The following is a 13475-nucleotide window of genomic DNA, read 5'->3' as shown; positions in this document are numbered from 1 at the left end:
TTATTTTATAAGTAATAATTTAAAGGTTTTAAGGAGTAACATCTACTTTTGTTCCTCTAGAGACTTCAGGATCTAAGTTTACCATAAAAGATTCAACAGTAGTTATGTCTCCCACTGTAGCAGAGGTATAATCTAGTTCTACGTACCATACATCACAAGTTTCTGGGGTCTCCATAGAAAAATCATAATCGTAATTGATAGTCAAAACGCCATCTTTTTCAACAGGTGGTTCTACAACAGGAGCGTCTGGAATTTCGGAGTTCATGTATACTGTAGCTCTAACTTTTAGGGTTAAAACACCACCTTTTGGGGTGTAGAATTTTGCAGAAACCAATGGGGCTACTGGGTAATTAACCTCGCCTGGTTCTAGGAAAGTAAACGGTAAAGTGTTAATCTTGGTGGTTTGGACGGTTGGGTAAGGGGTAAAGGATAGTTCTTTTGTAGAATCGCACATAGTTGTTTTTTTAATTGGTTAATAGATACTAATTTTCACGTTAAAGATATTTTTTTTCTTTGAATAATTTGTAATGTTTTTGTTATTATTTTGAGTTATTCGTTTAAAAAGTTGTAATAGTATTTGTTGTTGGGTTTGTTTAACCGCAAGGAACGCAAAGTTTTACGCAAGGGACACAAAGGTTTGTTTTGTAAGTTGGTTTTGACCGCGGATTTTACAGAAGGAACGGATTAATGCGGATTTTTTAAATAGTTGATTTGTTGGGTTTTACCGCAAGGAGCGCAAAGGTTTTTTTGTGTTTGTTTTCTCGCAAAGACGCAAAGGCGCAAAGTTTTGTTTTGTTTGTTTTGGCCACGGATTAGGCGGATGGAACGGATTAAAGCGGATTTTTTAATAGTGGTTTTGTGGAGTTTAACCGCAAAGTGCGCAAAGGGTTACGCAAGGGGCGCAAAGGTTTTTTTGTGTTTTTTTTCTCGCAAAGACGCAAAGGTGCAAAGTTTTGTTTTGTGTGTTTTTGAGCCACGGATTTGACGGATGGAACAGATTTTCACGGATTTTTTAATAGTGGTTTTGTGGAGTTTAGCTGCAAAGTGCGCAAAGCGTTACGCAAGGGGCGCAAAGTTTTTTTTGTGTTTGTTTTTCTCGCAAAGACGCAAAGGCGCAAAGTTTTGTTTTGTGTGTTGGTTTTGGCCACGGATTTGACGGATGGAACAGATTTTCACGGATTTTTTAATAGTGGTTTTGTGGAGTTTAGCTGCAAAGTGCGCAAAGCGTTACGCAAGGGGCGCAAAGTTTTTTTTGTGTTTGTTTTTCTCGCAAAGGCGCAAAATTTTGTTTTGTGTGTTTTTGAGCCACGGATTTGGCGGATGGAACTGATTTTCACGGATTTTTTAATAGTGGTTTTGTGGAGTTTAGCTGCAAAGTGCGCAAAGGGTTACGCAAGGAATGCAAAGGTTTTTTTGTGTTTGTTTTCTCGCAAAGACGCAAAGACGCAAAGTTTTGTTTTGTGTGTTGGTTTTGGCCACGGATTTGGCGGATGGAACGGATTAAAACGGATTTTTTAATAGTGGTTTTGTGGAGTTTAACCGCAAAGTGCGCAAAGGGTTACGCAAAGAGCGCAAAGCTTTTTTTTGTTTGTTTTCTCGCAAAGGCGCAAAGGCGCAAAATTTTGTTTTGTGTGTTTTTGAGCCACGTATTTGACGGATGGAACAGATTTTCACGGATTTCTTTAATTGCTGACTTGGGAGTTAACCGCTAAGACGCAAAGGCGCAAAGGTTTTTTTGTCTTTTGGATCTGCCATAATTGGCGTGGGTAAAAAAAAGAAAATTTTGCCATTAAGAGATCAATGTCTTTTCCTTAAGTAAACAAATGCTTTCTAATTCATGCAGTTTGTCATTCCGACGAAAGAGGGATCGATTTCGTTAGTCACGAGTGTGATTCCTGCTCCGTCGGAATGTCATATCTTCCTTAAGGAAACAATATTGATTAAGAGATTAAGAAAATTAAGTTTTCTAGGGCTGAATGAACCTTAATGACTTAATGGTTCAATGTAAAAATTAATTTTAATCCTATAAGACCGCATGAGGGATAGGAGCAAGTTACCTTGTAAAGGCGGATAGCCCGACCGCAATAGCCAATGGAGCCGAATAAGCGGTTTGTATATTGGGCTCCATTTTCTATTGGGGTCATGCCCTAATTAGGATTAAAAACCGAAGAACCCCGTTTCACATGCATGAAACGGGGTTCTTTCTATAAATAAACCTTTAGTAAACTAAGATTGGATTACTCTTTTTTCTCCTCACGTGGAGGTCTTGGCATCAAGGCTTTTCTAGATACTTTTTCTTTACGAGTTTTTGGATCTAAACCTAAATACTTAATCATAAATACATCACCCATGTTTACAACATCGGTAACGTTTTCTGTTCTTTCCCAAGCTAGTTCTGAAACGTGAAGCAATACTTCATTTCCAGGAGCAGCAGTATATTCTACAACTGCACCAAAATCAAGCATTTTGATTACCTTCACTTCATAAGCTTCGCCCATTTGAGGTTTGAAAGTAATCGATTGGATTTTGGCCAGTACTGCTTCAATTCCAGCAGGATCTGTTCCAAGAATTTCGATAACTCCTTGTTCGTCTACTTCATTGATTACGATAGTGGTACCTGTAGCTTTTTGTAATTCTTGAATTACTTTTCCACCAGGTCCAATCAACGCGCCAATAAAGTTACCAGGAATGGTTCTTGTGATGATTTTTGGAGCATACGCTTTAACCTCAGCTTTTGGAGCCGCAAGTGTAGAAGTAAGTATGTTTAAAATATGCAAACGACCGTCTCTAGCTTGTGCTAAAGCCGCTTCCATAATTTCATATTTCAATCCGTCAATTTTGATATCCATTTGACAAGCTGTAATCCCTTCTGAAGTTCCAGTTACCTTGAAATCCATATCTCCTAAGTGATCTTCGTCACCCAAAATATCGGATAAAACGGCGAAACGTTCTCCGTCAGTAATCAATCCCATTGCAATTCCAGAAACAGGACGTATCATTTGGATACCTGCATCCATTAATGATAATGTTCCAGCACATACAGTTGCCATAGAAGAAGAACCATTTGATTCTAATACTTCAGAAACCACACGAATGGTATAAGGACAATCAGCAGGAATCATATTTTTCAAAGCTCTTTGAGCCAAGTTTCCGTGACCTACTTCTCTTCTTGAAGTTCCTCTTAACGGACGAGCTTCACCTGTAGAGAAAGGAGGGAAGTTGTAGTGCAAATAGAATTTTTCTTCCCCTTGTTCTGATGGTGAATCAATTTGGTTTGCTTCTCTAGAAGTTCCTAAAGTTGCAGTTGCCAATGCTTGAGTTTCTCCACGAGTAAACAATGCCGAACCGTGAACAGATGGTAAATAATCAATTTCACACCAAATTGGTCTAATTTCAGTAGTTTTTCTTCCATCAAGACGCGTTCCTAAGTCTAAAGTTACGTTACGAACGGCTTCTTTGTTGGTTTTGTAGAAATATTTTGAAACTAGATCTCCATTTTCAGCTAATTCTTCTTCAGAGAATAATGCTTTTACTTCTTCTTTTACGGCATCAAATGCTGCAGAGCGTTCTTGTTTTGAAGAACCTTTGCTTGCAATAGCGTAAATTTTATCATAAGCTGCTTCTTTTACTTTGGCGTAAATAGCATCATCTGTTTTTTCAGTTTCGTAGGTGCGAACTTCTTTTTTTCCAAATGCATTTGCCAATCTTTCTTGAGCTGCAATTTGTACTTTAATATGTTCATGTGCAAATTTGATGGCTTCCAGCATTTCTGCTTCTGAAATTTCTTTCATTTCTCCTTCTACCATTGCGATAGAATCGTTTGAAGCTCCAATCATCATATCGATATCTGATAATTCCAATTGTGCACGAGAAGGGTTGATGATGAATTTTCCGTCAATTCTACCTACTCTAGCTTCAGAAATTAAAGTTTCAAAAGGAATGTCAGACAAAGCAAGTGCTGCCGAAGCGGCTAATCCTGCTAGTGCATCTGGCATAACTTCGTCATCATGAGACATTAACTGTATCATAACTTGAACTTCTGCGTGGTAATCACTTGGGAAAAGCGGACGTAAAACACGGTCAACTAATCTCATGGTTAGCACTTCGCTGTCACTTGGACGCGCTTCTCTTTTGAAGAAACCTCCAGGAAAACGACCTGCTGCTGCAAATTTTTCGCGGTAATCTACCGTTAAAGGTAAAAAATCGATTCCAGGACTTGCTTTTCTTGATGATACAACTGTTCCTAAAATAACAGTTTTACCAATTCTTACTACAACAGATCCGTCGGCTTGTTTGGCTAAACGACCTGTCTCGATTGTGATGTTTCTGCCATCACCTAAATCGATACTTTCTACAAATAATTGTGGAATCATAATTTTTTTTTCTTTAAGTTTAACATAGGTTTTAGTTGTGTTGTTGTTGCGTAGTTAATGCCTAAAACCCAATGAAAAACAAACTTTTAGCCCCCTAGCCCCCAAAGGGGGAATTATTTGCTAGCTCCCCCTTTGGGGGTTGGGGGGCTAATAAAAAAAAGAGGCACTTTCGCACCTCTTTATATATTGATTATTTTCTAATACCCAATACTTTGATAATCTCACGATATCTGTTGATCTCAGTCTTTTTCAAGTAATCTAATAAAGATCTTCTTTTACCTACTAATAATACTAATGAACGCTCTGTGTTGTAATCATGACGATTTTTTTTCAAGTGCTCAGTTAGGTGAGTGATTCTGAAAGTGAATAAAGCGATTTGCGCTTCTGCTTTTCCAGTGTTTGTTTTTTCTCCGTGTTTAGCGAAGATTTCTTCTTTAATCTCTTTAGTTAAATACATGCTAATATTATTTAAATGATTTTTATGTATGTCGTACAGCTATTGTAAGACGGGTGCAAAAGTAAAAAATAATTATGAATTATGAATTATGAATCATGAATTATTTTACATTCGTATAATTAGCAATCTTTAATTTTTAAATCTTTAATTTTTTATATCTCTTGTGTTTTAATATAACTTCGCAATTTCCTCATTTACAAACTCCAAAAAGTGTTCGTCTTCCTTGGTAAATGGGTCAATCACATGACTGTCAATGTCAATTTGTCCTATGTTTTTTCCATTTACAAATAAAGGAACTACTATTTCTGATTTAACTGTAAAGCTACAGGCAATATAATTGTCTTGGGCGCTTACATCGGGTACTACAAAATTATTGTTGGAGACAGCTACTTGTCCACAAATTCCTTTTCCAAATGGGATTACGGTATGGTCCGTTTCTGCACCTACATAGGGGCCAAGGTGTAAAGTTTTGGCTTCGTGATTAGCAAAATAAAAACCTACCCAATTGTAATAGGAGATGGAATCACTCAAAAGTTGACAAATGGCTAAGAGTTTTTCGTCTCTATTTAAAGTAGTGTCTAAGATAATCTCACTTACTATAGGTTGTAATTCTTTAAAAGTCATGGTTTATTATTTTTTATGCAAAAGTATTTAAAGCCAAATTTAAAATTGCATAAATTTGTTAAAAATTTATTTTGAAATCACCATGCCAAATAAATAGGAAAGGACGCAGAATGGTGATTCCTCTTGATAGTTTCGAGATTCAATTTAAAAATTAAATTAAGAATGAAAAAATACTTAGTCCTTTATAAACCATTTTTGCTTTTTCTTTCCGCTTTTTTTGGAACTTACATACTCCTCACTTTATGTTATCATTTTTTTCTAAATGGTTTTGATAATAATAAAGCGGACTCAATAACTCAATTTGTTGCTGAAAATACTGAAATTGTTCTTTCTTGGTTTTACCATTCGATACGTGTTGAAGAAGTGCTAAATGAGCCCTGTTTTTCAGTTGTTTTTCAAAATCAAAATGTTGCTCGAATAGTGGAAGGCTGCAATGGAATAAGTGTAATCATTCTTTTTGTTTCTTTTGTTGTAGCATTTTCAGGAAGTTTAAAAAATACTTTATTGTTTGTTTTTGCTGGAAGTATATTGATCTATATTTTAAATGTACTTCGTATTGCGGCTCTAATAGTTTTGTTGTATTTTTTTCCAAAGCAAAATCATCTATTGCATGGTGTTTTTTTTCCATTGATTATTTACGGATCCATTTTTGTTTTATGGATAATATGGGTCAATAAATTCTCGAAATATGCTAAATAAGATACTACAGAACAAGCGGAAAATTGTGTTATTAATTCTATTGTTGTTCTTATTGATAAGTATTCGAACTTTCGAAAATCAATTGTTTTACGATCCTTTTTTACACTATTTTGAAGGAGATTATTTAAAAAAGTCTTTGCCAGATTATAATACTTTTTGGTTGTTTTTAGGTATGTCTTTTCGTTTTTTTTTGAATGCAATAGTTTCATTGGTAATTGTTTATTGTCTTTTTAAGGACAGGGAAATGATTCAGTTTGCTTCAATTTTATATTTATTTTTCTTTGTGATATTAATTGTTGGATTCTTTTCTGTTCTTCATTTTTACGGAAACCAAAATAATCTTTTGCTATTTTATGTGCGCCGATTTTTAATCCAGCCCTTGTTTCTAATTCTTTTTATACCAGCATTTTATTATCAAAAATTAAATAAATAAGCCTCTTTTTTTTGTATCTTTAATCAGAATTTAAGGCTGATTTTAGCAAGTACAACTAAGATGAAAATTATTAAACATTCAGGTGCGATTGTTGATTTTAATAGAGCAAAGTTGAAACAATCTCTTTTGAAATCAGGAGCAACGTCTGCTGTTGTTGAAGATGTCTTGCATCTTATTGAAAAAGAAATATACGAGGGGATTTCGACTAAGCAAATTTACAAGATGGCTTTTGGACTTTTAAAAAAGGCTTCCAATTCACATGCTGCTCGGTATAATCTAAGAGAAGCGATTCGATTGTTAGGGCCAGCAGGTTTCTTTTTTGAAAAGTTTATTGCCCGACTTTTTTCTTTAGAACATTATGAAACTAAAGTAAATATGATACTCCAGGGTATATGTGTTTCGCATGAAATAGATGTCCTTGTCAAAAAAGACAATGTTATTGCTATGATAGAATGCAAGTTTCATGTCGGGCGAGATGCCGCTACTGATGTAAAAGTACCAATGTATATTTTGTCCCGTTTTAATGATCTAAAAATTAGAAATCATGAGGTTTTTTCTAGAAATGACAACATCTCAAAATGTTGGATTGTGACTAATAATCGGTTTACATCGGATGCAATTGATTTTGCAAAATGTTCTGAACTCAATTTATTAAGTTGGGATTATCCTTCAAAGAACAATTTAAAAACTCAAATTGATAATCGGCAATTGTATCCCATTACTTGTTTGACGACATTAACGCTTTCTGAAAAAGAGAAACTATTGATTTTGGATATTATTTTGGTTCGCGAGATTGTTAATAATAGAGCAGATTTAGAGAAAATAGGTTTAAGCGCTACTAGGATTAAAAACGTAATGAAAGAAGCGTCTGAGCTGTGTAGATTGATATAGTTTTTTGAAGAGACTAGGTTTATAAAACACAAAGTTTTTACTTTTTTCGATTAATCAAAATTTTAAAAAATGAAAATCACATGTATTGGTGGAGTTGGAACTGTTACCGGATCCAAAACTTTGATAGAAAGTAACGGTATTCGAATTTTGGTTGATTGTGGTCAATTTCAAGGTTTGAAACCACTGAGAGAATTAAATTGGGAGCCTTTACCTATTTTACCTTCTACTATAGATTTTGTTTTGTTAACTCACGGCCATTTGGATCATTGTGGTTGGTTGCCAAGGTTCGTCAATCAAGGTTTCGATGGTAAAATTTATTGTACAAGTCCTACCAAGGATGTTGCCAAATTGATTCTTTTGGATAGTGCCAAAATTCAAGAGGAAGATGCCAAATTGGCCAATGAAGGAAAATATTCAAAACATGAAATCGCGGAGCCTCTTTATACTGTTGCGCAAGCAGAAAAGGTTTTTCCGCATTTTAGGGTTATAAATCCGAAAGAAAGTGTTTCATTGGACGCAGAAATCGAAGCCGTTTTTACCAATGCTGGACATATTCTTGGAGCCTGTACGGTAGAGCTTCGGCTTGAAAATAAAATTGTTGTTTTCTCAGGGGATATTGGCCGTGATAATGATGTGTTAATGTATCCACCCACAAAACCCCAAAAAGCAGATTATGTTTTCCTCGAAAGTACTTATGGAAATAGATTGCATCCTGATACAGATCCTAAATTAGAACTTGAAATGTATATTAATAATGCAGTTCATAATGGCGGAACAGTTATTATTCCAAGTTTTGCAGTGGAACGTGTACAAAGTGTAATGTACTTGATTTGGAAGCTGAAAGAAGAAAATAGAATTCCAAATATTCCCTATATAATTGATACTCCAATGGGAATAAGTATGTTAGAACTTTTTGTTAATAATAGAAAATGGCATCGTTTACGTTCTGATGAATTTACTGCTATGTGCAAATCATTTACGCTGATTTCAGATTATCAAGAAACAATTAATACCATTTATAACAAGCAACCCAAAGTTGTAATTGCGGCTAGTGGAATGGTTACTGGAGGTAGAGTTTTGAGTTATTTGGAGCGGTATATTGGATTGCCAGAAACAACAGTAATTATTATTGGTTATCAAGGAGAGGGTACTCGCGGCAGAAAACTATTAGAAGGTGCAAAAGAGATAAAAATTCACGGAAAATATTATGAAGTAAAAGCTAAAATACTAGAAATTGAAGGATTATCAGCACATGGTGATCAAAAGGACTTGGTGAATTGGCTTTCAAATATGGAGGAGAAACCTAAAAAAGTTTTTTTGGTTCACGGAGAAAACGAGCCAGCAGATGAACTTAGAATAAAAATTCAAGAAAAATACGGAATTGAATGTGTTATTCCTATGATGGGTCAAGTATTTGAATTGTAGTTTTAATCTTTTTTAAAGTTTAACAAGAATTTGATTTATTCCACAAATAATAGTTTTAATTTTGTAGTATGGTATTCAAAAAACAAATAAGCCTATTTCTTGCTTTTCTACTATTGGTTTCCAATGTAGGACTTGCTTTTAATGTGCATTATTGTGGGGGTAAATTAGCCTCCGTTTCTTTGAATTCTCCTTTGTCTTCATTGAAAAGTGAAAAAGGTTGTTGCGAAAAGATAGTTTCTAAAAAAGACAGTTGCTGCAAGGACAAAAAAGTTGTTATCCAGAAAAAAACAGAAAGTAATGTTTTTAAATCATTTTCTTTTCAAATGGATTATGCGTTCCTCATTCCAGAAACGCATTCAATTGTTTTTACTGCAGTAAATAATTTCAAAAATAACACGACTCTTACCTATTATTGCGATGCCAATGCACCGCCACTTTTCAAGCTGTACAGCCAATATCTCCTTTACGATAAATTGTAATGTTTAATTAGAATAGAACCTGTTTTTTTAGGGTTCTAAATTTTTAACCATTATAATTTAAATTATGAAAACAAATATAACAGTGGTTTTATTACTCTTGTTTATTGGTTTTAGTTCCTATTCGCAAGATACTTTGAGGGAAATTAAAGTCCAATCCAAACGCAAGGGCATTCAAAAATCATACACAGTTACTGGTAATACTAGCTTAATTACCAAAAAAGAACTTCTCAAAGCGGCATGTTGTAACCTTGCCGAAAGTTTTGAAACAAATCCATCCATTGATGTCAATTTTTCGGATGCTTTAACGGGAACCAAACAAATTAAAATGTTGGGTTTGACTAGTCCGTACTTGATGATGACCCAAGAAAATGTACCTTCTGTTCGAGGGGCTTCGCAAGCTTTTGGTCTCTCTTTTACTCCTGGACCTTGGATAGAAAGTATTCAAATTACCAAAGGCGCTGGGAGTGTAGTCAATGGGTTCGAAAGTATTTCAGGACAAATCAATACTGAATTGGTAAAGCCATTATCTGATGTGCCATTTTTATTAAATGCGTACGGTTCGACCGATTCCCGTTTTGAATTGAATACCAATTTTAATCAGAAACTATCAGATAAATGGGCCACCAGTTTATTGCTTCACGGAAATATGAGAAATTCCAAAATGGATAACAATGATGATGGTTTTCTAGACAATCCTTTGCAAAAACAAATCAATTTACTCAATCGCTATCAGTATTACAATGCCGAGACTGGTTGGGTTAGTTTTATTAATTTTCAATATATGAATGATTCAAAATTAATGGGGCAATTGAGTTTTGATCCAGATACTGATAAAGGAACAACGAATTCTTGGGGATCGGAAATTGATACCCAAAAAATAGATGTTTCTACAAAAATTGGATATGTATTTAAGGATATGCCGTATCAAAGCATTGGATTTCAAAATGCATTTTCCAGTTATGACCAAGATTCGTATTTTGGATTGAATGGGTACAACATCAAACAAAATAGTTTTTATTCAAATTTGATTTTTAATTCAATTATCAATAACGAAAAAAACAAGTTTGCAACAGGATTGAATTTTACTTACGATAAATATTCGGAGTTTGTCAATACAACTGATTATAGTAGGATAGACAATACAGTTGGTGCTTTCTTTGAGTATACTTTCGATAATCAAGATAATTTTAGTTTGATTTTGGGAGGTAGAGTAGATTCTGGAAATCGTTTGGGGGTTTTTGTTACTCCAAGATTGCATTTGAAGTACAATCCTTGGGAGAAAGGAGTGTTGCGAGTTTCAGCAGGTAGAGGAAAACGTCCTGCCAATATTTTTGCCGAAAACCAAAATTTGTTTGCTAGTTCTAGAAACTTCGATATTGTGAATTCCGGAGGAAAACTGTATGGATTGGATCCTGAAATTGCTTGGAATTATGGTTTGAGTTTTATGCAAGGTTTTAAATTGTTCAATAGAAATGGAGATGTAACTATTGATTTTTACAGAACCAATTTCCAGAATCAAGTGGTGGTAGATGTAATGCAAAGTCCACAGCAAGTGATTTTTCATAATTTAGATGGAGTTTCATTTGCTAATAGCTTTCAATTGGAATTCAATTACGAATTGGCAAAACATTTGGAATTGCGTTCTGCCTATAAATACTATGATATCAAAACCGATTATTTATCAGGGAAATACCAAAGACCATTGCAGGCGGCACATCGTTTCTTTGGAAATTTAGGATATGAAACTCATGTTAAGGATAAAGGACAACAATGGAAGTTTGATTTTACTTACAATTGGATTGGGGAACAACAATTACCTAATACAGCTTCTAATCCTATAGGGTACCAACTTTCTGAAAATTCTCCTTCTTATTCTTTGATGAATGCTCAAGTCACAAAAGTTTTTTCAAAGACTTTTGAGGTGTATGTAGGAGGAGAGAATATTGGTAATTATACACAAAATCAAGTTATCTTGGATGCACAAAACCCTTTTGGACCCTATTTTGATGCTACAATTTTGTATGCGCCAGTATTTGGTCAGATGTATTATGCAGGCTTGCGTTTTAGAATAAAATAGATATAACGTTAATTCTTAAAATAACAAAAAATAACAACAATTTTAAAATATAAAAAAATGAAAACAATAAAAAAAGAATTCAGAAACAGTTTCAAAAGTAGCACAATTAAGAATATAGTTGCAGTTATGCTGCTAGTTTTTATAGGGCTTTCAGCTCAAGGCCAAACGCAAAAAAATAAAAATGCTAAATATACCACTGAAGTAAATGGGAATTGTGAACAATGTCAGAAACGAATTCAAAAAGCTGCATTTTCTGTTCCAGGTGTAAAATCAGCGTCCTGGAATATTGAAACGCACCAATTGAGTGTTATTATAAATGAAGAAAAATGTTCTTTATTAGATGTAAAAAAAGCGATCGCCAAAGTTGGACATGATACAGATGAAGTAAAATCAACAAAAGAAGCGTATGATAGCCTTCATTCTTGTTGTCAATACGATAGGCTATAGTTTATTTATAATGACTATTTTGTAGTTTTAAAAAAAATAAAAAGCATCATATTTAGTACACTATTTTGATGCTTTTTGGTTTTTTAAAATCGTTAATTAAACTTTAAAGTGAAGTAATAAATTGTGGTTCACCTAAATTATGATTACTTTCACAACCTAAAAATAATTTTATGAGCAACTTTGATTGGACCCAATTGGTAAATCCCGAATTTTATATAACTTTTACAATTGGAGGTATTCAACTAGGTTTGTACATTGTTTTATTCATTGTTTTTGCCGAAACGGGTCTTTTTGCCGGTTTCTTTCTTCCAGGAGACAGTTTGCTTTTTTTAGCTGGAATTTATAGCCGTGATTTAGTTCAGAATATCCTTTTTATAGAAAGTGATTTTATAAATCTTGTTCTTCTTTCGACATTGGTAGCTTTTTCAGGTGTTTTCGGTAATATGGTAGGTTATTGGTTTGGAGCCAAAAGCGGGTATTACTTATACAATAGAGAAGATACCCTTTTGTTTAAGAAAAAATATTTGCTTCAATCCAAAGAATTTTTTGAAAAGCATGGCGGTAAAGCGATTATTTACGCTAGGTTTTTGCCTATTGTTAGAACGTTTGCTCCTATAGTTGCAGGTATTGGGACAATGGATAAAAAGAAATTTATGTATTATAATATTTTGAGTTCTTTTTTATGGTCCTTTGTTTTAATATTTTCTGGACATTATTTGTACGGCATGTTTTTAGAAATGGGTATTGATTTAAAAGAGCATATCGAGAAAATTGTAATAGGAATTATTCTGGTGTCAACATTGCCTGTTTTTCTAAAATTAATTAAGAAAAAAGTGGTTCATCATTAAAAAATTAAGAAATATTAAAAAACCGTCTTGCTCAATTGAACAAGACGGTTTTTTTTATGGAAAGATTTTGAGAGATATAGTCAAACAAGCCAAATCTTTCTCTTTAGCCCCGATAGAAGTGGAAATCCTTATAAGCCGGTGTTCGGCTTATAAGATTGAAACGGAAAGCGGGACAATATTGCCAAACAAGCCAAATCTTTCTGCTTCAAAAGAATAATTGAAATTATATAGGGCGTATAACCAAAAGTATAAATATACTCAATACAAAAAAGGTCGAAAAAGCCAATAAAATCAATACTTAACGCAAAAAAGGTCGAAAAAGCAACTCAAAACGAAAAGTAAATTAACTACCATTTAAGTACCATTTAAATCTCCGTTTTAAACATCTTAAACGCCATAAGTACCACCAAAGACCCAATACAGCCAAAAAAAGCCCTTAAAACCAACAAAAACAAAGGATTTGCAAATAACAACGCCGTTTAAACTAGTATTTAAACGGCTTTTTTTTGCTCTAAAATTGGATATCTCCACTAAGTTGCAGTTTCCTGTGTTTTTACTTTTGGGGTTACAGTTGGGGTTACAGTTGGGGTTACAAAACACAAGAAAAAACACCATATCGAAAGGGGGATAATACCCTAAACAATGTTAAAAAGCGTTGAATTTTGTAGATGCAAGGGGGGATAATACCGCTTTTGCTGGGGTGAATATCACTGTAAGTAGCT

Annotated in this window: 13 protein-coding genes; 9 read left to right on the top strand and 4 right to left on the bottom strand. The window is 34.1% G+C overall.

Annotation, left to right across the window (positions count from 1 at the left end):
* Positions 1–28 precede the first annotated feature (28 nt).
* Positions 29–454, bottom strand: a complete 426-nt coding sequence (locus OYT91_RS10305; RefSeq protein ID WP_269221857.1) for a hypothetical protein — start codon at positions 452–454, stop codon at positions 29–31.
* Between the two features lie 527 nt (positions 455–981).
* Here OYT91_RS10305 and OYT91_RS10300 point away from each other — a divergent pair.
* On the top strand, positions 982–1518 hold the full coding sequence (locus OYT91_RS10300; RefSeq protein ID WP_281237894.1) for a hypothetical protein: 537 nt from the start codon (positions 982–984) through the stop codon (positions 1516–1518).
* Positions 1519–2237: 719 nt separating this feature from the next.
* On the opposite strand, the gene OYT91_RS10295 is transcribed toward OYT91_RS10300, so the two are convergent.
* The 3 genes from OYT91_RS10295 to OYT91_RS10285 all read right to left on the bottom strand — a co-directional run bounded on the left by OYT91_RS10295 (position 2238) and on the right by OYT91_RS10285 (position 5454).
* The gene (locus tag OYT91_RS10295; RefSeq protein WP_281237893.1) at positions 2238–4373 is read right to left on the bottom strand and encodes a polyribonucleotide nucleotidyltransferase; all 2136 of its coding nucleotides are present in this window, start codon (positions 4371–4373) and stop codon (positions 2238–2240) included.
* A 190-nt stretch (positions 4374–4563) separates the two neighbouring features.
* Positions 4564–4830: a 30S ribosomal protein S15 gene (gene rpsO, locus OYT91_RS10290; RefSeq protein ID WP_269221859.1), complete on the bottom strand. Its 267-nt coding sequence runs from the start codon at positions 4828–4830 to the stop codon at positions 4564–4566.
* Positions 4831–4998: 168 nt separating this feature from the next.
* Positions 4999–5454, bottom strand: a complete 456-nt coding sequence (locus OYT91_RS10285) for an XrtF-associated fRMsr-like GAF protein (RefSeq protein ID WP_281237892.1) — start codon at positions 5452–5454, stop codon at positions 4999–5001.
* A gap of 162 nt (positions 5455–5616) precedes the next feature.
* Between OYT91_RS10285 and xrtF the strand changes: the two genes are divergently transcribed.
* From xrtF to OYT91_RS10245, 8 genes are all read left to right on the top strand, one after another.
* Positions 5617–6153 (top strand): exosortase family protein XrtF, encoded by a 537-nt coding sequence (xrtF, locus tag OYT91_RS10280; protein ID WP_281237891.1) that lies wholly within the window; start codon positions 5617–5619, stop codon positions 6151–6153.
* Positions 6143–6586, top strand: a complete 444-nt coding sequence (locus OYT91_RS10275; protein ID WP_281237890.1) for an exosortase F system-associated membrane protein — start codon at positions 6143–6145, stop codon at positions 6584–6586. Before xrtF ends, OYT91_RS10275 begins: the two co-directional genes overlap by 11 nt.
* Before the next feature lie 60 nt (positions 6587–6646).
* Positions 6647–7477 (top strand): ATP cone domain-containing protein, encoded by an 831-nt coding sequence (locus tag OYT91_RS10270; RefSeq protein WP_281237889.1) that lies wholly within the window; start codon positions 6647–6649, stop codon positions 7475–7477.
* A 69-nt stretch (positions 7478–7546) separates the two neighbouring features.
* Positions 7547–8902 carry an MBL fold metallo-hydrolase RNA specificity domain-containing protein gene (locus OYT91_RS10265; RefSeq protein WP_281237888.1) on the top strand — a complete coding sequence of 452 codons (1356 nt, stop codon included), beginning with the start codon at positions 7547–7549 and terminating at the stop codon, positions 8900–8902.
* 68 nt (positions 8903–8970) lie between these two features.
* The gene (locus OYT91_RS10260) at positions 8971–9381 is read left to right on the top strand and encodes an HYC_CC_PP family protein (RefSeq protein ID WP_269221863.1); all 411 of its coding nucleotides are present in this window, start codon (positions 8971–8973) and stop codon (positions 9379–9381) included.
* 64 nt (positions 9382–9445) lie between these two features.
* Positions 9446–11458 (top strand): TonB-dependent receptor plug domain-containing protein, encoded by a 2013-nt coding sequence (locus tag OYT91_RS10255; protein ID WP_281237887.1) that lies wholly within the window; start codon positions 9446–9448, stop codon positions 11456–11458.
* A gap of 57 nt (positions 11459–11515) precedes the next feature.
* Entirely contained in the window at positions 11516–11905 is a 390-nt protein-coding gene (locus tag OYT91_RS10250; RefSeq protein WP_348651430.1) for a heavy-metal-associated domain-containing protein, read from the top strand.
* A 170-nt stretch (positions 11906–12075) separates the two neighbouring features.
* Positions 12076–12753 carry a DedA family protein gene (locus OYT91_RS10245; RefSeq protein ID WP_269221865.1) on the top strand — a complete coding sequence of 226 codons (678 nt, stop codon included), beginning with the start codon at positions 12076–12078 and terminating at the stop codon, positions 12751–12753.
* Positions 12754–13475: the final 722 nt, after the last annotated feature.

The organism is Flavobacterium praedii (genome assembly GCF_026810365.1).
In the GTDB taxonomy this organism is placed as follows: domain Bacteria; phylum Bacteroidota; class Bacteroidia; order Flavobacteriales; family Flavobacteriaceae; genus Flavobacterium; species Flavobacterium praedii.
Note: the sequence above shows the minus strand (reverse complement) of the source record. Positions and strands in the feature narration are given on the sequence as shown.